Origin of the sequence: Mesorhizobium sp. M0518, assembly GCF_040321125.1 — a bacterium.
Lineage (GTDB): Bacteria > Pseudomonadota > Alphaproteobacteria > Rhizobiales > Rhizobiaceae > Mesorhizobium.
In genome coordinates this window covers 115,330-135,290 of the sequence record NZ_JAMYQY010000001.1, presented here as the reverse complement: position 1 = coordinate 135,290, position 19,961 = coordinate 115,330, and the positions used below count along the sequence as shown (strand labels likewise).

The 19,961-nt window shown below is 62.9% G+C and carries 24 protein-coding genes; 12 read left to right on the top strand and 12 right to left on the bottom strand.

Annotated features, from left to right (window positions below; translation table 11 throughout):
- The first annotated feature begins 231 nt into the window (after window positions 1-231).
- The 3 genes from ispG to NKI66_RS00665 are packed head-to-tail and all read left to right on the top strand — an operon-like array spanning window position 232 to window position 3,249.
- Entirely contained in the window at window positions 232-1,485 is a 1,254-nt protein-coding gene (ispG, locus tag NKI66_RS00675; RefSeq protein ID WP_023810940.1) for a flavodoxin-dependent (E)-4-hydroxy-3-methylbut-2-enyl-diphosphate synthase, read from the top strand.
- Between the two features lie 5 nt (window positions 1,486-1,490).
- Entirely contained in the window at window positions 1,491-2,345 is an 855-nt protein-coding gene (locus NKI66_RS00670; RefSeq protein WP_023810941.1) for a lytic transglycosylase domain-containing protein, read from the top strand.
- A gap of 1 nt (window position 2,346) precedes the next feature.
- Entirely contained in the window at window positions 2,347-3,249 is a 903-nt protein-coding gene (locus tag NKI66_RS00665) for a Stf0 family sulfotransferase (protein WP_245273206.1), read from the top strand.
- Between the two features lie 19 nt (window positions 3,250-3,268).
- On the opposite strand, the gene NKI66_RS00660 is transcribed toward NKI66_RS00665, so the two are convergent.
- The 3 genes from NKI66_RS00660 to NKI66_RS00650 all read right to left on the bottom strand — a co-directional run bounded on the left by NKI66_RS00660 (window position 3,269) and on the right by NKI66_RS00650 (window position 7,605).
- The gene (locus tag NKI66_RS00660; RefSeq protein ID WP_352442019.1) at window positions 3,269-5,608 is read right to left on the bottom strand and encodes a response regulator; all 2,340 of its coding nucleotides are present in this window, start codon (window positions 5,606-5,608) and stop codon (window positions 3,269-3,271) included.
- 114 nt (window positions 5,609-5,722) lie between these two features.
- Window positions 5,723-6,472 (bottom strand): class I SAM-dependent methyltransferase, encoded by a 750-nt coding sequence (locus NKI66_RS00655; RefSeq protein WP_352750528.1) that lies wholly within the window; start codon window positions 6,470-6,472, stop codon window positions 5,723-5,725.
- Between the two features lie 215 nt (window positions 6,473-6,687).
- On the bottom strand, window positions 6,688-7,605 hold the full coding sequence (locus tag NKI66_RS00650; protein ID WP_352442020.1) for a polyprenyl synthetase family protein: 918 nt from the start codon (window positions 7,603-7,605) through the stop codon (window positions 6,688-6,690).
- Between the two features lie 78 nt (window positions 7,606-7,683).
- Between NKI66_RS00650 and NKI66_RS00645 the strand changes: the two genes are divergently transcribed.
- From NKI66_RS00645 to NKI66_RS00635, 3 genes are all read left to right on the top strand, one after another.
- Complete coding sequence (locus NKI66_RS00645; RefSeq protein WP_031213164.1) at window positions 7,684-8,445, top strand: transglycosylase domain-containing protein; 762 nt, start codon at window positions 7,684-7,686, stop codon at window positions 8,443-8,445.
- A 141-nt stretch (window positions 8,446-8,586) separates the two neighbouring features.
- Window positions 8,587-8,769: a 50S ribosomal protein L32 gene (gene rpmF, locus NKI66_RS00640; protein WP_008834724.1), complete on the top strand. Its 183-nt coding sequence runs from the start codon at window positions 8,587-8,589 to the stop codon at window positions 8,767-8,769.
- A 239-nt stretch (window positions 8,770-9,008) separates the two neighbouring features.
- Window positions 9,009-9,410, top strand: coding sequence for a hypothetical protein (locus NKI66_RS00635; RefSeq protein WP_023810946.1), 402 nt, complete (start codon window positions 9,009-9,011; stop codon window positions 9,408-9,410).
- A 108-nt stretch (window positions 9,411-9,518) separates the two neighbouring features.
- Here NKI66_RS00635 and NKI66_RS00630 read toward each other — a convergent pair whose 3' ends face one another.
- The 3 genes from NKI66_RS00630 to NKI66_RS00620 all read right to left on the bottom strand — a co-directional run bounded on the left by NKI66_RS00630 (window position 9,519) and on the right by NKI66_RS00620 (window position 10,944).
- Window positions 9,519-9,950, bottom strand: a complete 432-nt coding sequence (locus NKI66_RS00630; RefSeq protein WP_023810947.1) for a GlcG/HbpS family heme-binding protein — start codon at window positions 9,948-9,950, stop codon at window positions 9,519-9,521.
- 161 nt (window positions 9,951-10,111) lie between these two features.
- Window positions 10,112-10,345 carry a hypothetical protein gene (locus NKI66_RS00625; RefSeq protein WP_023810948.1) on the bottom strand — a complete coding sequence of 78 codons (234 nt, stop codon included), beginning with the start codon at window positions 10,343-10,345 and terminating at the stop codon, window positions 10,112-10,114.
- A 77-nt stretch (window positions 10,346-10,422) separates the two neighbouring features.
- A complete protein-coding gene (locus NKI66_RS00620; protein ID WP_023810949.1) occupies window positions 10,423-10,944 on the bottom strand; it encodes a winged helix-turn-helix transcriptional regulator in 522 nt (173 codons plus the stop codon).
- A gap of 99 nt (window positions 10,945-11,043) precedes the next feature.
- On the opposite strand from NKI66_RS00620, the gene NKI66_RS00615 reads away from it, so the two are divergent.
- Entirely contained in the window at window positions 11,044-11,880 is an 837-nt protein-coding gene (locus NKI66_RS00615) for an alpha/beta fold hydrolase (protein ID WP_352750525.1), read from the top strand.
- 103 nt (window positions 11,881-11,983) lie between these two features.
- The gene (locus NKI66_RS00610) at window positions 11,984-12,640 is read left to right on the top strand and encodes a glutathione S-transferase family protein (RefSeq protein WP_023810951.1); all 657 of its coding nucleotides are present in this window, start codon (window positions 11,984-11,986) and stop codon (window positions 12,638-12,640) included.
- 84 nt (window positions 12,641-12,724) lie between these two features.
- Here the strand turns inward: NKI66_RS00610 and NKI66_RS00605 are convergent, their stop codons facing one another.
- From NKI66_RS00605 to NKI66_RS00595, 3 genes are read right to left on the bottom strand one after another with little or no spacing between them, the layout of a single operon-like run.
- Entirely contained in the window at window positions 12,725-12,988 is a 264-nt protein-coding gene (locus tag NKI66_RS00605) for an ArsR/SmtB family transcription factor (protein ID WP_013529232.1), read from the bottom strand.
- 32 nt (window positions 12,989-13,020) lie between these two features.
- Window positions 13,021-14,361, bottom strand: coding sequence for an MFS transporter (locus tag NKI66_RS00600; protein ID WP_348629860.1), 1,341 nt, complete (start codon window positions 14,359-14,361; stop codon window positions 13,021-13,023).
- Window positions 14,358-14,552, bottom strand: a complete 195-nt coding sequence (locus tag NKI66_RS00595; RefSeq protein WP_023810953.1) for a DUF1192 domain-containing protein — start codon at window positions 14,550-14,552, stop codon at window positions 14,358-14,360. The genes NKI66_RS00600 and NKI66_RS00595 overlap by 4 nt, the downstream gene beginning before the upstream one ends.
- 123 nt (window positions 14,553-14,675) lie before the next feature.
- Between NKI66_RS00595 and NKI66_RS00590 the strand changes: the two genes are divergently transcribed.
- From NKI66_RS00590 to NKI66_RS00575, 4 genes are all read left to right on the top strand, one after another.
- Window positions 14,676-15,686 carry an NAD(P)H-quinone oxidoreductase gene (locus NKI66_RS00590; protein WP_032909131.1) on the top strand — a complete coding sequence of 337 codons (1,011 nt, stop codon included), beginning with the start codon at window positions 14,676-14,678 and terminating at the stop codon, window positions 15,684-15,686.
- Window positions 15,687-15,879: 193 nt separating this feature from the next.
- Complete coding sequence (locus NKI66_RS00585) at window positions 15,880-16,020, top strand: DUF1127 domain-containing protein (protein WP_013529236.1); 141 nt, start codon at window positions 15,880-15,882, stop codon at window positions 16,018-16,020.
- A gap of 277 nt (window positions 16,021-16,297) precedes the next feature.
- Window positions 16,298-16,945: a hypothetical protein gene (locus NKI66_RS00580; RefSeq protein WP_023810956.1), complete on the top strand. Its 648-nt coding sequence runs from the start codon at window positions 16,298-16,300 to the stop codon at window positions 16,943-16,945.
- 307 nt (window positions 16,946-17,252) lie between these two features.
- Window positions 17,253-17,948: a DUF1013 domain-containing protein gene (locus NKI66_RS00575; protein ID WP_023810957.1), complete on the top strand. Its 696-nt coding sequence runs from the start codon at window positions 17,253-17,255 to the stop codon at window positions 17,946-17,948.
- A gap of 59 nt (window positions 17,949-18,007) precedes the next feature.
- Here NKI66_RS00575 and NKI66_RS00570 read toward each other — a convergent pair whose 3' ends face one another.
- The 3 genes from NKI66_RS00570 to NKI66_RS00560 form a co-directional block, all read right to left on the bottom strand.
- On the bottom strand, window positions 18,008-18,727 hold the full coding sequence (locus NKI66_RS00570; RefSeq protein ID WP_013529238.1) for a helix-turn-helix transcriptional regulator: 720 nt from the start codon (window positions 18,725-18,727) through the stop codon (window positions 18,008-18,010).
- A gap of 125 nt (window positions 18,728-18,852) precedes the next feature.
- Window positions 18,853-19,260, bottom strand: a complete 408-nt coding sequence (locus NKI66_RS00565) for a hypothetical protein (RefSeq protein ID WP_023810958.1) — start codon at window positions 19,258-19,260, stop codon at window positions 18,853-18,855.
- A 72-nt stretch (window positions 19,261-19,332) separates the two neighbouring features.
- The gene (locus NKI66_RS00560) at window positions 19,333-19,923 is read right to left on the bottom strand and encodes a DJ-1/PfpI family protein (protein WP_023810959.1); all 591 of its coding nucleotides are present in this window, start codon (window positions 19,921-19,923) and stop codon (window positions 19,333-19,335) included.
- Between the last annotated feature and the right edge of the window lie 38 nt (window positions 19,924-19,961).

Below are 19,961 nucleotides of genomic sequence, written 5' to 3'. Positions count from 1 at the left end.
AGCTGGACTTGCACAGGCTCAATTTCCGCTTCGGCCGTCGCCCGTTTCGCCAGATCATCGATTGTTTCCTGGCCTCTGGTGGCGGACCGATTCCGGCCAGTGGCGACCTGTCGCCATTGACAAGCCATCTTTGCTCCTCCACCTCATGCCCGGACCTCAGCGCATCGGCCCGGGGCGTCGTTGTGCGTCCATGCAGGACACAAGATGCTCCAGAGACAAAAGGCTGCCGGCATGACCGGATATTTTTCCTCTCCTTTTCCCCGCCGTACGTCGGTCGGCGTCGATGTCGGCGGCGTGATCGTCGGCGGCGGCGCGCCTGTCGTCGTCCAATCGATGACCAACACCGACACGGCCGATATCGACCAGACCGTTGCGCAGGTCGCAGCCCTGCACCGGGCCGGGTCGGAGATCGTGCGCATCACCGTCGATCGCGACGAGAGCGCCGCCGCCGTGCCGCGCATTCATGAGCGGCTTCAGCGGCTGGGTATCCACGTGCCGCTGGTCGGCGATTTCCACTATATCGGCCACAAGCTTTTGGCCGATCATCCGGCCTGCGCCGAGGCGCTGGCCAAATACCGCATCAATCCGGGCAATGTCGGCTTCAAGGACAAGAAGGACCGCCAGTTCGCCGATATCGTCGAGATGGCGATCAAGCATGACAAGCCGGTACGCATCGGTGTCAACTGGGGCTCGCTCGACCAGGAGCTTTTGACCCGGCTGATGGACGACAACCAGGACAAGGGTTTCCCGCTGACGGCCCAGGAGGTGATGCGCGAGGCGATCGTGCAGTCGGCGATCCTGTCGGCCGAGATGGCGGAAGAGATCGGCCTTGGCCGCGAGAAAATCATCCTGTCGGCCAAGGTCAGCGGCGTGCAGGACCTGATCGCCGTCTATACCGAGCTCGCCACCCGCTCCAACCACGCGCTGCATCTCGGCCTGACCGAAGCCGGCATGGGCTCGAAGGGCATCGTCGCTTCGTCGGCCGCCATGGGCATCCTGCTCCAGCAAGGCATCGGCGACACCATCCGCATCTCGCTGACACCGGAGCCGAATGGCGACCGCACGCGCGAGGTGCAGGTGTCGCAGGAATTGCTGCAGACCATGGGGTTCAGGCAGTTCGTGCCGATCGTCGCCGCTTGCCCCGGCTGCGGCCGCACGACCTCGACCGTGTTCCAGGAACTTGCCCAGAACATCCAGGCGGATCTCAGGAAGAATATGCCGGTGTGGCGCGACAAATATCCCGGCGTCGAGAACCTCAAGGTCGCGGTGATGGGTTGCATCGTCAACGGCCCGGGCGAGTCCAAGCATGCCGACATCGGCATTTCGCTGCCCGGCACCGGCGAGACGCCGACCGCGCCTGTCTTCGTCGACGGCAAGAAGGCGGCGACGCTGCGCGGGCCGTCGATCGCCGCGGATTTCGAGAAAATGGTCGCCGACTATATCGAACAGCGGTTCGGTCGCGGCGGCAAGGCCGCGGCAGAGTAAGTCAAATGCAGCGTTTCCTATGGGCGACGCTGATCCTGCTGTACGGGCTGACCTGGTCGGCCCTTGTGCAGGCCGATCCGCCGCAATCCGCTAAGCAGCGGCTGATCGACAAAGTCTGCAATCTGATCCAGGCGCATGCCGACCAGAACGGCCTGTCCAGGGATTTCTTCGCCCGGCTGATCTGGAAGGAAAGCCGTTTCGATCCCAACGCCGTCAGTCCGGTCGGCGCCGAAGGCATTGCCCAGTTCATGCCGGGCACCGCCAAGATGCGCGGGCTTGCCAATTCCTTCGACATCAACCAGGCGATTCCGGCTTCGGCTAGATATCTCGCCGAAATGAAAACCGGCTACGGCAATCTCGGCCTGGCCGCCGCCGCCTACAATGCCGGCGAGAGCCGGGTGTCGCGCTGGCTCAGCTCCGGGGGGTTCCTGCCAATGGAGACCGAAAGCTATGTCTTAGACATCATGGGCGAACCAGCCGACAAGTTCACGGACCGGGCCTATGCTGGAAAAGTCGAGCCGCTCGACGCAAAGACGGATTTTGCCGTCGCTTGCCGAAAACTGCCGGTGATCATGTCGCGGACGGTGGCCATGGCTTCGATCAACATAAAGCCATGGGGCATCCAGGTGGCCGGCAATTTTCGCCGCAGTGCCGCGATCAACCAGTGGCTCAGGGTAAGGAGCCGGTTCCCGGCCCTGCTCAACGGGCATGATCCGGTGGTCAGCCGGGTGCGCACGCCGATCGGCCGGCGCGGCATCTACGCGGTCAGGATCGGTGTCGACCGCCGCGCCGATGCCAACGTTATTTGCCAGAAATTGCAAAGTGTCGGTGGGGCGTGCGTGGTGGTGCGCAACCGGTAATTTGGCCGCTGCCGGCGCGATGTTCTGTCTGAGAAAGGCATTTATAAGCGACAGCCGGAACGTCGCATCCAGCAAAGATTTCAGCTATAGCGGCCGCCATCTTTACTGGGCGGCGGCCCTGTCTTTGACGAGCAGCATGGGTCTCAACATGTTCGATGGATACATTATCTGCGGCACGCCGAGGACCGGAAGCACGCTGCTGTGCAAGCTTCTGGCATCCACGAAGACGACTGGCGATCCGCACTCATTCTATCGGCGGCAGGATGTGCTGGAGTGGGCTGAAGAGTGGAAGCTGCCCGATCGCGACACGATGAGTGAGCTCGACTTCAATGTCGCCTATCTCAACGCGGCGATCGCTGCGGGCAAGGGTGGAACCGGCCTCTTCGGCCTTCGCTTGATGCGCGAAAATCTGGATGAGCTTTCGACGATCCTCGACCGGATTTTCCCGAAACTGCCGTCGGACAGAGCGCGGTTCGAAAGAGCATTCGGCAATGTTCTCTACATACACCTCTCGCGGGAGGACAAGCTCGCGCAGGCTGTCTCCCTGATCAAGGCAGAGCAGACCGGTCTTTGGCATATCGCTCCCGACGGCACCGAGATCGAAAGGGTCGCGCCGCCGAAAGAGCCTCAATATGATTTCGAGCGGATCAAACGAGAGGTCACGGAACTCGAGACCTATGACGCGGCCTGGAACATTTGGTTCGCAGAGCAAGGCATATCCCCGCTGCGTGTCGGCTATGAGCGCCTTTCAGGCAATCCGGCCGCGACATTGCTAGGCATCTGCGAAGCCCTGAGGGTCCGAGCGCCTGACGAGGAGGATGTAAGCCCCGGCGTTGCAAAGCTTGCTGACGCGACAAGCCTCGACTGGATGCGCCGCTATCGTCTGGAGGCAGCAGCCGTCTGACGCATCCCATGGATGCAGCCTAGGCGGTCTTCGCCACCACCGTTTCGCTGAGCCAGGTGCCGATCTTGGTGCCCAGGCGGTCGGGCGAAACTGGCTTCGGCAGATAGTCGTCCATGCCTGATTCGATGCACTTGTCGCGATCACCCTTCAGCGCGTGCGCGGTGACGCCGATGATCGGGATGTGGGCGCCCGTCGAGACCTCCATCGCCCGGATGGCGCGGGTCGCCTCATAGCCGTTCATTTCGGGCATCGAGACATCCATCAGGATCAGCTTGGGGCGCAGCGCCCGGTACATCTCGACCGCCGTGCGGCCATTGCCGGCGATGCGGTAGCTCAAGCCCAACCCGTTGAGGATTTGGCCGAACACCAGCTGGTTCACGTCATTGTCCTCGGCAATGAGGATGTCGATCGGTCCGTTCGGCGCGGTTGTCGATTCCGGCGCTGCCGCGACCGGCATTGCCGGGCCGCGGATGACGGTGAAGGCGGGCGGCGCCGCCGGGGGAGCCTGCACGATCGGTTCGCGGACGAACCGCGCCTTGCCGACCTGCGAGCGGGCCTTCTGGATCACCGAGATGACCGTGCCGAGCAGCACCGCGGAGCGCGCCGGCTTGGTCAGGTGTGCTGCAATGCCGTAGTCGATGATCATCTTGCCGAAATCGACCTGGTCGACCGAGGTCAGCAACACCACCGGGATGGAGGACAGCCGGCTGTCGGAAGCAATGGCTCTGGCGACGTCGGCGCCGTTCATGCCCGGCATTTGGTAGTCGAGGATGATGCAGTCGACGGCGGCGCCCAATTGAAAGGCGCGGTCGAGGAAAGCAAGCCCAACCGCGCCGCTTTCGGCGGCGGCGCAATCGAAGCTCCAGCTTCTGAGCTGCTCGAGCAGGATTTCGCGGTTGACCGGATTGTCGTCGATGACCAGCACGCGCGCGCCGGTGACGTCGACCGGCACGATCTCGTCGCGCGCCGCCGCCTGATGCGCGGCCAGCGGCACCGCGAACCAGAACACCGAGCCGCGGCCGATCTCGCTCTCGACACCGATCTTGCCTGCCATCAGGTCGACGAGGCGGGCGGCGATGGCGAGGCCCAGCCCCGTGCCCTCATGACGGCGGGTGGACGAGCCGTCCACCTGCGCGAATTTCTCGAATACATTCTGCAGTTTCTCGGCCGGTATGCCGATGCCGGTGTCTTCGACGCGGACCTTGAGCTGGACCACGTCGTTGACGATTTCGCCGCCGACATCGATCAGCACATGACCCTTTTCGGTGAACTTCACGGCATTGCCAAGCAGGTTGGTGATGATCTGCCGGAACCGGCCGGCGTCGCCGACGACATGGGCCGGCAGGCGCGGGTCGACACGCACGATCAGTTCGAGGTTCTTTTCGGCGACGCGCGCCGAGACCAGCGTCGCCACATCCTCGACCGCCTCGGAAAGGCGAAAGGGAGCAGGGTCGAGGGTGAGCTGGCCGGCATTGATCTTGGAGAAATCGAGGATGTCGTTGATGATGGTGAGCAACGCGTTGCCGGATTTGACGATGACGTCCGTGAAGGTCTTTTGGCGCGGGGTCAGATCGGTCTTCGCCAGCAGTTCGGCCATGCCGAGCACGCCGTTCATCGGCGTGCGGATTTCGTGGCTCATATTGGCCAGGAATTCCGATTTGGCGCGGTCGGCGGCCTCGGCCTTGAACAGGGATTCGGCGGATTCGGCAAAGGCGCGGCGGATTGCCACTTCCATCGGGCGGAAGATCCAGAAGGCGACGATGGCAAGTGCCGCGAACAGGATGCCGCTCGCCCACAGCAGCAGTCTGTCGCTTGAGGCATCGGCCAGGTGGCGCTCATCATCCATGGCGGTGCGGACGCGAACCAGCATAGGCTGGGCAAACAGGTCGTTCTGGTTGCGGATTTCGCGATAGCTCCACTCGTCGACCTTCTGCGCCACCGACATCAGGTTAAAATTGCGCACCATGTCGCGCGGCGACCAGAACAGATCGCCGTTGACGGAAGCGGACTGGAGTTCGTTGACGGTCTTGATCGACAGCCGCGGCTTGATCGCCGCAAGCTGGGCGGTCAGCGTCTCGATCTCGCCGGTCAGACGCTCCGAATGGCCGCGCGCCGATGTGGTCAGGGCATCGCGTGTCTCCGCCCGCCAGGCTGTGCCGGTCGTCTCGGCAAAGCTGGTCGCGTTGCGCAGGTCGCGGGTGAAGATGACGAGATTGCTGCTCAGCGCATCGATGTCGCGGCGAAAGGAATTGACGCGGTCAAGCGCAATCACGATGCCGGCGGAAGCCAGCGCGAAGATCAGCAACCCTGAAATATAGCGGATCCGGACCGACCGGATGAAGGACGAATATTCAGGCATGCGCAACCCCAACACATACGCACCATTTTAATGGCCGGGATTACGCTTCATTTACATTAAAATTTCGTTCGTGCGGGTAGGCAGGCCGTGCGAGCCGCCGGATGGACAGCACGCCTAGGCCGCTTCCACGACGAGGGCGCGGATGCGGCCACTCACCGGACCTTCCCCGAACCGTTTCCCAAGGGCATTCGCCACGTATCGCGTCGCCTCCTCCAGCGAGCCACCGCGCGCCTCGATCTCGGCCCGCAGGGGCGTGCCCTGGCAATAGGCCGCGGCCGCCTCATATGGCGAGGAAGCGGCGCTGACGGCATCCAGCGGCTCTATGGTGATGTCACGGAAGCCGGCGGCATGAAGGTCGGCGCGGATGACGTCCGCATCGTGATAGCCATGCGGCGTCCTTGCCATGAAGCGAGGCGGATCGGCCGGAAAGAAATGGCCGAGTGCCCGCGTCACTTCCTCGGCGAACTCGTTGTCTTCGATGGCACCCCAGACGTTGAACAGGAAATGCCCGCCCGGCCGCATCATCCGCCGCGCTTGCCCGTAGGCGCCCACCCGATCGGGGAAGAACATCGCGCCAAATTGGCAGACCACGGCGTCGAACCGGGCGTCCTCGAAGGGCAGTGCCTGGGCGTCGGCCTGCTGCCAGATGATACGAGGATCGTCCGACATCCGCGTGCGCGCGTGGTCGAGCATCGGCTGGTTAAGGTCGGTGGCCACGATGCGTGTTTGCGCCGGCAATCTTGCTGCCAGCGCACGCGTCACCACACCGGTGCCCGCCGCCACTTCGAGCACCGATTGCGGCCCGAGCTTCGACACTCTCTCCGCCAGATCCTGCGCATAGGGCTCGAAGATCAGCGGCACCATCGCCCGGTCCTAGACTTCGGGAATGGAACCGGTGAACAGCTTGTCGGTGGTCGACATGGCATCCCTCCAACTCTATCCGCACCGCGTGCTTGCCGTGCGGTGGCAAAGCGATGTCGATCCTCTGCCTCGGCAGGCTTCCGCTCAAGCTCTATTTCAGAACCGGCCGGCGGGGACGTGCGTGCGTCGATCAGCTCGATGTTCCGGCTGGCACAACCTCAGCTGTTACGCGCCGCCACGAACGTCGCCGCTTCCTTCAGCAATTGGGCATCGTCGCCATAGGGCTCAAGCAGTGCATGGGCCTGTTCGACGAGGCCGTGAAGCTGGCCGCGTGCCCAATTCGCACCATGCAAGGCCACCAGCGTCGCCTTGCCGGCGGCGGCGTCCTTGCCGGTCGCCTTGCCCATCTGGCTGGCATCGGCGGTCAAATCGAGCAGGTCGTCGGCAAGCTGGAAGGCAAGACCGATCGCCGAGCCGAATTCGGCCAGCCGCTCGCGGTCATCGGCTGGTGCACCGGCAATGAGTGCGCCTGCCTCGCAAGCGAAACGGATCAGCGCGCCGGTCTTCATCGCCTGCAGCCGGATGATGCCGGTCTCGTCCGGCGGCGCCTGTTCGGCTTCGAGGTCGAGCTTCTGGCCGCCGACCATGCCACCGGCTCCGGCCGCACGGGCAAGCGCCAGCACCAGGGCTACCCGCCGTTCCGCCGGCAGGGCGGTCGCCTCGCCAGCAATGATGTCGAAGGCCAGCGTCAGCAAGGCGTCGCCGGCCAGGATAGCGGTCGCTTCGTCGAAGGCTCTGTGCACGGTCGGCTGGCCACGGCGCAGATCGTCGTCGTCCATGGCGGGCAGATCGTCGTGTATCAGCGAATAGCAATGCACGCATTCAAGGGCTGCGGCGACGCGCAATGCCGCCTCGCCATCGGCGGAAAAAAGGGCGGCACTTTCCATGACCAGGAAAGGGCGCAGGCGCTTGCCGCCGTTCAGCACGCCGTGCCGCATCGCCGCCATCAAACGCTCAGGCCGCGCGATCTCGCCCGAAAGCGCACGGTCGTCGAGCAGCCGCCGCAGCAGCACCTCGACGGCGGCTGCCCGTCTGATCAGCGCCATTTCGAACGCCATTTGGTCGTCATTCGTCATGGCCCGGACCGGTAGCCGACACTCAGACGTTGCGCAAGAAGCCAAGCGCCATTATGCCGGGGCAGGGAGAAGCACGGGTTGGGCGGCTTGGCGGAACCGATCGTCGATCATGAAACCGAAAGACTGGACATGGCGACGAGATCGCGGGGCGTAAACCGCCGTGGTCTCAAGCGCTGGGTCCGGCGCGGCATCGTCGTGGCCGCGGTGCTGGCTTTGATTCCGGTCGTGCTGACGTTTCTGTACCTGCCATTCTTCGTGCATCCTGTCTCGACGCTGATGCTGAAGGACCTGGCGACGTTCTCCGGTTACGACCGCCGCTGGGTGTCGATCGACGACGTGTCGCCGGTGCTGGCCAATTCCGTCATCATGTCGGAGGACGGGCAGTTCTGCTTTCATCGTGGCGTCGATCTCGGCGAATTGCGGGGCGTCGTCGACGATGCGCTGGCCGGCGAAGCAACGCGCGGCGCCTCGACCATCACCATGCAGACGGTCAAGAACCTGTTTCTCTGGTCGCGGCCGCTGGGCTCGGTGCGCAAGGTGGTCGAATTGCCGCTGGCCGTCTATTTCGATGCGGTGATGTCGAAACGGCGCATTATGGAAATCTACCTCAACATCGCCGAGTGGGGGCCGGGCATCTACGGCATCGAGGCTGCGGCACAGCACCATTTCGGCGTTTCGGCAAAACAGCTGTCGCGACGGCAGGCCGCCTTGCTTGCGGTCTCCTTGCCAAATCCGATTGCCCGCAATCCGGCCAAACCCGGGCCTGGCTTGAGGCGGCTCGCCAATCTGATCGAGCGGCGCGCCGGCCGCTCCGGCGCCTATGTCGGTTGCCTCCGCTAGCCGATCCAAAAAAATTCGCGCCAGTGCTGGCCAAAACGGCACAGGGCGTGTATAGGCACCCGACTTTCTCAGATTCCGGCCCCGACATGGCCCTTTCACGAGGGCGGGCGGGGCTTTTTGACCATGTAGTGGAGCATATCCATGGCCGTTCCGAAACGAAAAACCTCTCCGTCCAAGCGCGGCATGCGCCGCTCGGCCGACGCCCTCAAGGCCCCGACCTATGTCGAGGACAAGAATTCCGGCGAAATGCGCCGTCCGCACCATATCGACCTGAAGACCGGCATGTATCGCGGTCGCCAGGTGTTGACCCCCAAGGAAAGTTGAGACCAGCTTTTTCAAAGGTTTGAATTTCCAAAAGGACCGGCCGGTGGCTGGTCCTTTTGCGTTTGGGCGGGCCGGCAGCGCAGGCGTGCACCGCCGACGTTGCAAATCCTTCGGCCGGCAATCGGCTGACATGGTTGTTGCGTGCGGTCTTCGACCGTGTTCAGCGCCGATGGCGAAACATCTTGACGACGTGGCTATGGCGCATTCTACAAAGGATCGCCCCCACATGGAGACGCCAGATGTTCGGTGCCATTCCGCTGCTGATCGTGCCTTTCGTGCTCTACAACCTCGGACTGCTGGGAATTTTCGGCAGCGGTGACGATCCGTGGGCGAGCGAGGTCTTCTCCTTCAGCATGATGTCGGGCGGCGTGTTCTCGATGACGCTGGGCGACCTGATGATACTGATCGGGCTGGTCTTCCTGTTCCTCGAAATGGCGAAGTCGGTGCGCACGACCAACGCCTCGATCATGGACCATCTTCTGTCGACGCTGGTGTTCGTGGCCTTCCTGGTCGAGTTCCTGCTGGTGAAGGGCGCCGCCCATTCCGTCTTCTTCACGCTGATGGTCATCGCGCTGTTCGATGTGCTGGCCGGATTCGCGGTGTCGATGCGATCGGCCAGCCGAGACATCAATCTGAATTAGTTCCTCAGCGAAGCGATTGGCAGAAACGCGCATCGCTTCGTCATCCCAGGGCCTCCGCGACGGAGCTTCGCTCCTACTTCGCCAAGCGATGACCAAAGTGGAGAGGATTCAGCCCGGATCGGCGGTGAAGCCGGCGGCCTCGATGCCGGCGATGGCCGCGGCTTCGTCATTGTCCGACGTGTCGCCTGAGATGCCGACGGCGCCGATGATGGCTCCGGCCTTGTCGCGGATCAGCACGCCGCCGACCACCGGCAGCACGCGTCCGCCCGAGACGTCCGAGATGCCGGCGACGAGATGCGGACGCTCCTTGGCGAAGGCCTCGACTTTGCGTGAGCCCATGCCGATGGCGAGCGCACCGTAGGCCTTGCCGGCCGACATTTGCGGGCGCAGGAACGAGGCGCCGTCCTGGCGCTGGAAGGCGACCAGATGCCCGCCGGCATCAAGCACCGAAACGCCGAGCGGCTTGAGCTTGAGATCGGCGCCCTTGGCAAAGGCGGCATCGATGATTTGCCTGGCTTTTTCGAGCGGCAGTGCGGTCATGGCAGTCTCCTGTTTGAAAACGCGTCGATCATCGACCGTCGACGGGCGAGATAACATCCCCGTTTCGGTTGAAATTGCTTCGCGTGAAGGGGCGGGATGGAAGCAGCTTTCACCGATACCATCAGGACAGGCATTAGCGCTTATGGCTCAAGGGGTGGCTGCTATTTTTTCTTGGCGCGGGCCGGCTTCTTGGCGGGTGCCGCCGGCGCATTGGCTAGGTCTTCGGCTTCCTTGGCGAGACGCAGCGCCCGCAGCTTGTTGGTCTTGGCCTGGCGGGCGTCGCTCTCGGCGACGTATTCGGCCATCGCCTTCTGGCGGACGGTTGCCGCCTCTTCCTGCTTCTTGAAACGCAGGTCGGCGCGCGCGCGGGCAGCATCCCGAGAGTTTTCAACCAAGACCTTATCCAATCCCGTAAATTGTGATTTTCCGCCTCTTCTAGCAGAGTCGGCCCCAAAACGGGAAAATAAGTTAATTACGCGGCTGTGCTGGCGGCGGGGGCCTTGCTGGCAACCACGGCCTCATAGGCGGCCTGCAAGGTCGCGCGGACAGAAGGACCCGCTGCAGTATCGAGCGGCATGCCGAGATGTTCATGGCGCAACTCGTCCATGAATTTGTCCCACATCGGCTGTCCGCCCTTTTCCAGAAGTTCGGCGCGGATCGACAGTTCTTCGCTGACCGGCAGCCAGACGCGGCCCCAGGCGCCGAGATGGGCCAGGATCGGCACCAGCGTGATCGCCATTTCGGTCAGGCTGTAGATCGCCTTCTGCTTGTGCGAGGGGTCGTCGGCTTTGGTCAGCATGCCCAGCTCCATCAGCCGCTTCAGCCGGTCGGCGAGGATGTTGGAGGCGATGCCTTCCATCGATCCGTTGAGCAGCTCGCGAAAATGACGCCTGCCGCCGAAGATCATGTCGCGAAGGATGATCAGGCTCCAGCGATCGCCGAAGACTTCCAGCGACAGGTTGATCGGACACCCGGACCGGCGATCCATGCTCATGAGATTTTTCTCCAAAACCGGTTGCATTATCGTATCGGTTTTATTATCGTGCAACCGATTGCAGAATGCAATCGGTATTGCAGGAGAGGAGGCCGCACCGTGACGACGACCGAACGCCCCGAAATCATATCCGAAACCTTTGGCGATCCGGCGAACCCGCCGCTGTTGCTGATCATGGGAGCGATGGCTTCGATGCTGTGGTGGCCGGAGGCGTTCTGCCGGAAACTGGCCGGTGCCGACCTGTTCGTGATCCGCTATGACAATCGCGACACCGGCCGTTCGACCAAATACAAGCCGGGAGAGCCGCCCTACATGTTCGATGATATGGCCGACGATGCAATGCGCGTTCTCGACGACCACGGCATCGGCAAGGCGAATGTCGTCGGCATGTCGATGGGCGGCATGATCGCGCAGCTTGTGGCGTTGAAACACCCGTCCCGTGTCGCATCGCTGACCGTCATCAGCAGCTCGCCCGTGGGAACCGACACTTCGCACCTTCCGCAGACGAGCGATGCCTATATCGAGCATTCGGCCGAGGGCGCCAAAGTCGATTGGTCGGACCGTGGCCAGGTGATCGATTTCACCGTCAGGGATGCGCGGGCGATCGCCAGCATCGCACATCCATTCGACGAGGCCCGGATGCGTGCCTTTGTCGAGCAGGATCACGACCGCTCCGGCGGCTTCCTGAGCGCGACCAACCATTTCATGCTCAAGGGCGGCGACGCCTGGAAGGGCCGCCTGCACGAGATCGCGGCGCCGCTGCTGGTCATCCATGGCACGGCTGATCCGAACTTTCCGGTGGAACATGGCGAGGCGCTGGCCGAGGCGGTCACCGGCGCGAAAATTCTCCGGTTCGGAGGCGGCGGCCACGAGCTGCACCCGGACGACTGGGAGGTGATTGTCGCAGGCATCGTCGCCCAGGCCCATGTCGCTTGAAGCGGCAAGCGGGCCTTGACGGGCCATGCTTGCCGCAGTGTCTGACCCTTGATGAGCAGCACGGCACCGGCCATCGATGAACCACGAAACAGATAAGCAAAAAATGTCCCTGACGCTTCATTTCCATCCGTTGGCCTCTTTCTGCTGGAAGCCGTTGATCGCGCTGTATGAGAACGTGACGCCGTTCACGCCAGTCATCGTCGATCTTGGCGATGCTGAATCGCGCGGGGCCTTCCTGAAGATTTCGCCGGCCGGCAAGATGCCGGCGCTGCGCGACGATGCGCGCGACCGCACGGTGCTGGAATCGACCATCGTTGTCGAATATCTGGCCGCGCATTATCCGGGGCCGATCGACCTCGTTCCCGCCGACATCGACTTGGCGCTGGCCGTCCGCCAGGCCGATCGCTTCTATGATTTTTATGTGCAGGAGCCGATGCAGAAGATCGTCGGCGACCGGTTGCGGCCACAGGACAAGACCGACCCGTTCGGCGTCGAGCAGGCCCGCGACCAGTTGCGCAATTCCTACGCCATCATCGAACAAGACATGCAGTCGAAGATCTGGGCGATGGGCGACACCTTCACCATGGCCGATTGCGCGGCGTCCCCGGCGCTGTTCTATGCCAACAAGGTCGAGCCGTTCGGCGACAAATACCCGGCCGTGAAGCGCTATCACGACCGGCTGGTGCACCGGCCGGCTTTCGCCCGGGTGATCGAGGAGGCGCAGCCCTACTTCAAGTTCTTCCCCTACAATAATGGCTGATCGGGATGCTGCACGATCTCGCCCCAGACGCTCGCCGATACGGTCGGTCAACTGACCGAGCCGCTGGCAATGACACTGAGAAGCTCAGGCTTCCCAGAACTGATCGAGCCAGATGTTGAGTTTGAGGAAGCCGGTGCCGCTCACCGTATAGACGCGCCTTGTTCCTTCCGGCTTGGCGTGGACCAGGCCGGCATCGAGCAGCACTTTCAGATGCTGCGAAACGGCTGGGCGCGACACCGGCAAGCCGGCGGCCAGTTCGGTGACGGTTTTCGGGCCGCGGCGAAGTTCTTCCAGAAGATGGCGCCGGTTGGGATCGGCAATCGCCATGAAGGCGTCGGAAAACATCATGCCTGTATTAGTGCGGCAAAGCCTTTCGAATCTCAACCGTCTGCTTCTGCTTTTCTTCTGGGATCAAGCCGCAATGCTTCCGGTGTCACCGAACGGTCGGCCGGCTGCGTCTTGAAGGCGTCACGATCGCCGATCGGCACCGGAGCGCGGCGGCTGATGCGCAGCAGCGTATAGCCCGCCAGGCAAAGATGCGCGAAGGCGGTCGCCAGGAACAGGCCTTCCGGGCGCATCCAGCCCATCAGGGCGGCGGCCAGCAAGGGTCCGATCATCGTGCCGAAGCCGTAGAGCAGCAGCAGGCCGCCCGACACCTTGACGAAATCCTCCGAGCGCGCGTGGTCGTTGGCATGCGCCACGGCGATCGAATAGAGCGTGTAGGCGAAGGCGCCATAGGCTGCGGTGAAGACGATGACGAAGACGCCGGAGCGTGGCTCGAACAGGAAGATCAGGAGCGCGAACAAGGCCGCGCCGAAAGCAGCGCCCGCCAGCACGAAACGCCGGTCGGTCTTGTCGGACATGCGCCCGGCGGGAAGCTGCATGGCGGCACCGGCAACGACCACAAGGCTCATCATCAGGGCGATCTCGGCCGTGGAGATGCCGATACGGGCGCCGTAGACCGCGCCAAGCGTGCCCCAGGCCCCGTTGGCGATGCCGATCAACACGCAGGCGACCGCCGAAACCGGCGAATTGGCATAAAGGCCTTTGACGTCGAGCGAGACATCCTGCAGCGGCTTGGGGTGGGAGGCGCTCGAGACCGCGGTCGGAATGAGCGACAGGCAAAACAGGATGCCGGTGATCATGAACAGCGACGCCGATTTCACGTCGCCGCCGGCGACGATCATCTGCCCGCCCATGATCGAGGCATAAGTGACCATCATGTAGAGGCCGAAGACGGTCCCGCGGTTCTCGTTGGTGGCCTTCTCGTTCAGCCAGCTTTCGATGACCATGAAGGCACCGGCCATGGTGAAGCCTGTGAAGGCGCGCAGCAGGATCCAGACATATTCGTCGATGATCAACCCGGTGAGCAGCGCCACGATGGCGCCGGATGCGGCAAAGGCGCCAAATGCGCGCACGTGGCCTGCGCGGCGCACGATGCGCGGTGCGAAGAAGCAGCCAGTGACGAAGCCGCCGGCCCACGCCGTGCCCATCAGGCCGAGCGATGCGGTCGAGAAACCTTCCAGTTGACCGCGCAGGGGCAAGAGCAGCCCATGCAATCCAGATGCCGCCAGCAGGAAAGCGGTGCCGCGAAGCAGCGAGAGGATCGGTCTGTAGGTTGCGAACATTGTTTGATCCGGCTCAGGTTTGGCGGGGACGCTGGGTCTGAAGACAGTCGCATTCGGGCTTTTCGGCGGCGGGCTTTGCGCCCGCGCGGCTATCCGCGGCGGAACAGTGCTTCGGCCGCGGATTTGGTGGTGTCCTTGGCCTTGAGTTCGGCTTCCAGGCGGGCGATTTCGTCGCGCAGGATGCCGATCCGCTCGGTCAAGTCGCTGACGGAAAGCAGTGACAGGTCCTGCCCGATCTCGTGCGGGCGCGCCTTCTTCTTGGGTTCGTCGTCGAAGATCGCCATCGTCGCTCCTCCTCCGCCAAGACCAGATTGGCCATTTGCCTGATTTGGCAATCAGCATACATAGGGCAGGGGCGTCGATGCAAACAGCCGATCGGATAACGGCGAGGAAAGACGGGAAATCTCATGGCGAGCGGACAGAAAATTCCGGCAAGGATGACGGCCATCGCGATCTCGGAGCCGGGTGGCCCTCGGGTGCTGAAGCCGGAAACACGCGACGTGCCGCAGCCCGGGCCCGGCGAGATCCTGATCAAGGTGCATGCCGCCGGCGTCAACCGGCCCGACGTCCAGCAGCGCAAAGGCGCCTATCCGCCACCACCCGGCGCATCCGACCTGCCGGGCCTCGAGGCGTCGGGTGAAGTGGCGGCCCTTGGCGACGACATATCACGCTGGCGCATTGGCGACCGCGTCTGTGCACTGACGCCCGGCGGCGGCTATGCCGAATATGTCAAGGTCCATGCCGGCAGCGTGCTGCCGTTGCCCGCCGGCTTCACCCATACCGAAGCCGCGGCAGTGCCGGAGAATTACTTCACCGTCTGGCACAATGTGTTCGAGCGTGGCGCCCTCAAGAAAGGCGAGACGCTGCTCGTCCATGGCGGCTCGTCCGGCATCGGCACGACAGCAATCCAGCTTGCCTCGGCCTTTGGCGCCTATGTCATCACCACCGCGGGCAGCAAGGAGAAATGCGACGCCTGCCTGAAGCTCGGCGCAGACCGGGCGATCAACTATCGCGAGGAGGATTTCGTCGCCGCAGTCAAGGAGGCGACGGGGGGCAAGGGCGCCAATGTCATCCTCGACATGGTCGGCGGCGACTATGTGGGGCGCAACTACGAGGCTGCTGCGGTTGAGGGCCGGATCGTCCAGATCGCCGTGCAGGCCGGTGCTGTCGCAAGCGCGGATTTTTCGAAGATCATGGTCAAGCGGCTTACCCACACCGGGTCGACGCTGAGGCCACGCACCGTCGAGTTCAAGGCGGCGATCGCGGCGGCGCTGGAAGCGCAGGTGTGGCCGTTGCTCGGCACGCGCAAGGTTGCTCCTGTCATGGACATGATCTTCCCGCTCAGCGAAGCATGGCGGGCGCATGAGCGGATGGAAGACGGCGAACATATCGGCAAGATCGTGCTCGACGTCGGCTAGGCCGTATCGATACTCGGCCGGCCTGCAGGCCGGCCGAGCGAGGTCCGCGCCCGTGGCTGCCTACAAGATGAACAGAAGCTTAATGCTGCAATGCAGCATTTGCATCATTGCTATGCAAAATCAGCCATTCAAGTCCTCATCGATGACGCCTATTTGAGCACCATCGAAACGAACATCATTTTGGAGGACTACCATGAACCCGATCCGCGCTTTCCGTAACTGGCGTATGTACACCGAGACCGTCCGCGAACTGAACCGTCTCAACGCACGTCAACTCAGCGATCTCGGCATCAACCGCGCCGACATCGAAAAGATCGCCCGCAGGGCCATCTGAATTCGAGCATGGTTCGCTGTAGGGTGGCTCACCGTTTCACGGAAACGCTGAACCGCTCTAGCTCCTGCCGATGCGACTCCGGACGGAAAACCGTTTCACGCTTTTCCCGGAATTGCTCTAAGGAGCGGACCTTGCCGTAGAAGCAAGAGCCGGAGCTGACGGTTTTGCCGTCGCCGGTTCCGAGCCCGCTGGACCCCGTCCGGCGGGTTTTGTCTTTTTGGGGCCATCAACCGCATGCGCTCGACAGCAATCTGAGGTTGACCTTCAACGGCCGCCCTTGCGCAAGGGAGGCCGCCAGCCGCGCCTCTGCGGGGTCGATCGAGAAACCTACTTCGACAAGTGGTTCAACTACAATGGACGGTGGACGCTCACCCAACTCTACGATCATGCCGTGACCGATCCGGTACCGCTCTCAATGGATTTCGTCAGTGCCAACAATCTGGACCCATACGATTCTGATGGCCTGCGCGCCACGAGCGAGACCGGCATCTGGTTCACCTATGTGCCGGACATGGACGGCTACGTAACGGTTTTCTGGCTATCGGACCGCGTAACCTATCGCCTGTTCAGACAATACCATCCGCGCGATGCGGACGGCTGGGCGAATGGTTGGCTCTCGGTGGAAGGGGTTGTCGGCATCTGGACGAACAATTCATTCGCAGGTCGCGACTACGTCGAAATTTCGAGCAGCAACGGCAATGCGCACGACACGCTACAAGCGAGCGGGGTCCTTTTCATTCACAACAGTACATACCCCGTCCAGGCAGGAAAACCGGTCCATGTGCTGATCGGAACGCGGTCGAAAATCTTTAGTGTTTGCGACGGAACGGGCATCAACTTGGGGGCCGGCGTTGTCGCGCGAATTGATCACCCCATTTCCATCTTCACGCGAGCGGGGCTGGAGCCATATTCGCCGTTCTACTGAACCTGGATGACAACTGGGCCGCTACCGTTTCGAGGCATTCGACCTCGGGTAAGGTGGAGCTGTCGGGCCGATACCGACAGGCCGGAAAGCCGACGCGCGATTTTTTGCGCCATCCGTCGAACAAGGGACGGCCGCGCTCCGGGCGATCTGACGGTCTTGGGAGCGCGCAGCGCACGCGGTGCGGTCTTGGCTCCAAAAACGTTGCGAAACGACCCGAGAGCGGTTATACAGACCGCGAATTTCCCATTTTGGTGGCTCTAAACCACCGCCCGCGCGGGAACGCGGGCGAACGAGAAGGATTTGTAAAATGGCCAATACGCTGCTGATGCCCAAGGCGACCGCTGTCTGGCTGGTCGACAATACCGCACTTTCCTTCGAGCAGATCGCGCAGTTCTGCGGGCTGCACCCGCTCGAGGTCAAGGCAATCGCCGACGGTGAATCGGCGCAAGGCATCAAGGGCATGGACCCGATCATGACCGGACAGCTGACCCGCGACGAGATCGCCCGTGCCGAGAAGGACCCGAACCAGCGCCTGAAGCTTTCGGACCCCAAGGTCCGGGTGCCCGAATCCAAGCGCAAGGGGCCGCGCTACACGCCGCTGTCGAAGCGCCAGGACCGGCCGAACGCGATTCTGTGGCTGGTGCGCAACCATCCCGAGCTCAAGGACGCGCAGATCTCGCGCCTCGTCGGCACCACCAAGTCGACGATCGAACAGATCCGTGAGCGCAAGCACTGGAATTCGGCCAATCTGCAGCCGATGGATCCTGTCACGTTGGGCCTCGCCTCGCAGATCGACCTCGACATGGAAGTCAATCGCGCCTCGCGCGGCCGCGAACAGGCGCAGCCGGTCGGCGACACGCTGCTGCCGGCGGCCTTGACCGAGCGGCTGGTGCCGGCTCCCGAGAAGCCCAAGGACGAGGATGCCGAACTCGACGCCAACGCCGTGTTCGCCAAGCTTTCGGCCTTGAAGTCGAAGAACACGGACAATGACGACGACGAGTGAGGTTGTCTGACATTCTAATAAAAGCCCGCTTCGAGCGGGCTTTTTATTGGGTCAACAACTCAGCTGCGCGCCGCGCGATCCGGCGCCATGCCATAATCTTCGCTGCGCTCCACCGCGCGGTAGAAGTCGGCAAGCTGCTTGCCGCGCTCGGGCTTGAAGATGCGGCCAGCGATGACCACGGAGGCGATGCGATCGATGCGGAAGGCGCGAAAATCGTCGCGCATCTCGCACCAGGCGACCAGCGTCCACACCTTGCCCCAAAACCACAGGCCGAGCGGGCGGATATCGCGGGCGGTGCCGCGGCCGGCCTCGTCGGAATAGTCGATGGTCAGCACCTGCCGTTTTTCGACCGCGCGCTCGATCAGGTCAATCGCCTCGCGAGCAGCGTCGCTGACCACCCACATCGGTGTGTGGATCTCAGTGCGGGCGATGCGGTCTTTCTCGGCATCGGGCAATACGGCGCCGATCTTGACCAGCGCCTCGTCGGCGGCCCTCGCCATGGCGGCACCGCCAAAGGCGCGCACCATGCGGGCGCCGGCGACCAGCGCGACGATCTCGTCACGCGTGAACATCAGCGGCGGAAGGTCGAAACCCTCCCTCATCATATAGCCAACGCCGGCCTCGCCGTCGATCGGCACTCCGGTCGACTGCAAATCGGCAATGTCGCGATAGATGGTTCGCTCGGAAACTTCGAGCCACGTGCCGAGCTTCTGGGCAGTGACCAGTCGGCCACCGCGCAGATGCTGCACGATCTGGAAGAGCCTGTCGGCGCGGCGCATCGTATGGTCCCTCGGCGTTGTCTCTATGCATGTCGCCCGAAACCGGTCCACCTCTGGGTGGCATGCATCGTGTTTTCGCGCATGCCGCTATCCCAAAACCGCAGAACACTTTTGGGCGGCATGTATCATGGCTTCAGCCCTTCGCGCTTGCGCTGCGCGGCGACGAACTCCGCGCCGAAGGACAGTTTCTTCGTCGTCGGTGTTTTCGCATCGAGCACGCGCCAGAATGGTGCCACGCCACTCAGCGTCATACCGCGCTGGAGGTCCTCGTTGGCGGCTTCGGCAACAGTGCGCAGATGATAGCCTATGGTGACCGGGCATGTCACTTCGGCGCCATGCTCTATGGCAAGTGCTGTACGCAGCGCACGCATATCCATCTCGACGCCTTCGGGAATCGAGCGGATGAAATCATCGACCTGGCGCGCCGTCGGCACCAGCATAGGCTGGCCTTCGACGACATCGGCCATCGTGCGCGGCGTCGGCCTCACGCCGTTGATGCCTGGTGTGCTCAGTCTGTCGTTCCAACTCTTCATCGATCGTCCTTTAACGCCAATGCGCAGTGTCCGAAGCTGGCACCATTGCACGCCCCTCCTGACAGCATACTGTCAGGAGGCTTCAGCGTACTCCTTGGCGAACAGCGTCCGCATCTGTGCGAGATCGCTGCCTCTTTCGGGGTAGAGCGCCTTCAGAAAGGCGAGTGCGAAGGTGCCTGGTGCCGAGCCCGGTGCGGAAACGATGTTGCCGTCGGCTACGGCATGCGGCACATCCTCGTAGTTCTCGGCACCGGCATAACCGGCTTCATGACCCTTGATCCACTCGCGGCCATTGCTGGTATGCCTGGCCTTCTCGAAAAGGCCGGCTCGGGCCAGCGCCAGCGTGCCGGCGCAGATGCCGCCGACCACGCCGCCGCGCGATGCAATGGCGGCAAGCAGGTCGCCTACATCAGGCGGTGCCTTGCCCGTCCACCGGTCGGAACCAATGACGGCAATGGCATAGAGATCGGCATTCTCGCCGGCGCCTGTTGCGCGATCGGGGATCAGCCGAAAGCCGCTAATGCCCGTCACCTGCTTGCCATCAGGCGTCAGCGACACGGCACGGGCGCCGAACCATTCGACCGCCGAGGCCGCCAGCAGCCCATACTCCCAGTCAGCGAAGCCTTCGATGAAAAGGAAACCGATTGTCTTTTGTTCGGGCATAAGCGCGCTCCGCGTGTCGACCTGTTACCCTGCTTGTT

Bases quoted from the DNA above. Each gene is read 5' to 3' on its own strand.
- ispG (WP_023810940.1), top strand. From the start codon at position 232: ATGACCGGATATTTTTCCTCTCCTTTTCCCCGCCGTACGTCGGTCGGC.
- NKI66_RS00670 (WP_023810941.1), top strand. From the start codon at position 1,491: ATGCAGCGTTTCCTATGGGCGACGCTGATCCTGCTGTACGGGCTGACC.
- NKI66_RS00660 (WP_352442019.1), bottom strand. From the start codon at position 5,608: ATGCCTGAATATTCGTCCTTCATCCGGTCGGTCCGGATCCGCTATATT.
- NKI66_RS00655 (WP_352750528.1), bottom strand. From the start codon at position 6,472: ATGGTGCCGCTGATCTTCGAGCCCTATGCGCAGGATCTGGCGGAGAGA.
- NKI66_RS00650 (WP_352442020.1), bottom strand. From the start codon at position 7,605: ATGACGAATGACGACCAAATGGCGTTCGAAATGGCGCTGATCAGACGG.
- rpmF (WP_008834724.1), top strand. From the start codon at position 8,587: ATGGCCGTTCCGAAACGAAAAACCTCTCCGTCCAAGCGCGGCATGCGC.
- NKI66_RS00635 (WP_023810946.1), top strand. From the start codon at position 9,009: ATGTTCGGTGCCATTCCGCTGCTGATCGTGCCTTTCGTGCTCTACAAC.
- NKI66_RS00630 (WP_023810947.1), bottom strand. From the start codon at position 9,950: ATGACCGCACTGCCGCTCGAAAAAGCCAGGCAAATCATCGATGCCGCC.
- NKI66_RS00620 (WP_023810949.1), bottom strand. From the start codon at position 10,944: ATGAGCATGGATCGCCGGTCCGGGTGTCCGATCAACCTGTCGCTGGAA.
- NKI66_RS00610 (WP_023810951.1), top strand. From the start codon at position 11,984: ATGTCCCTGACGCTTCATTTCCATCCGTTGGCCTCTTTCTGCTGGAAG.
- NKI66_RS00605 (WP_013529232.1), bottom strand. From the start codon at position 12,988: ATGATGTTTTCCGACGCCTTCATGGCGATTGCCGATCCCAACCGGCGC.
- NKI66_RS00595 (WP_023810953.1), bottom strand. From the start codon at position 14,552: ATGGCGATCTTCGACGACGAACCCAAGAAGAAGGCGCGCCCGCACGAG.
- NKI66_RS00590 (WP_032909131.1), top strand. From the start codon at position 14,676: ATGGCGAGCGGACAGAAAATTCCGGCAAGGATGACGGCCATCGCGATC.
- NKI66_RS00585 (WP_013529236.1), top strand. From the start codon at position 15,880: ATGAACCCGATCCGCGCTTTCCGTAACTGGCGTATGTACACCGAGACC.
- NKI66_RS00575 (WP_023810957.1), top strand. From the start codon at position 17,253: ATGGCCAATACGCTGCTGATGCCCAAGGCGACCGCTGTCTGGCTGGTC.
- NKI66_RS00570 (WP_013529238.1), bottom strand. From the start codon at position 18,727: ATGCGCCGCGCCGACAGGCTCTTCCAGATCGTGCAGCATCTGCGCGGT.
- NKI66_RS00565 (WP_023810958.1), bottom strand. From the start codon at position 19,260: ATGAAGAGTTGGAACGACAGACTGAGCACACCAGGCATCAACGGCGTG.
- NKI66_RS00560 (WP_023810959.1), bottom strand. From the start codon at position 19,923: ATGCCCGAACAAAAGACAATCGGTTTCCTTTTCATCGAAGGCTTCGCT.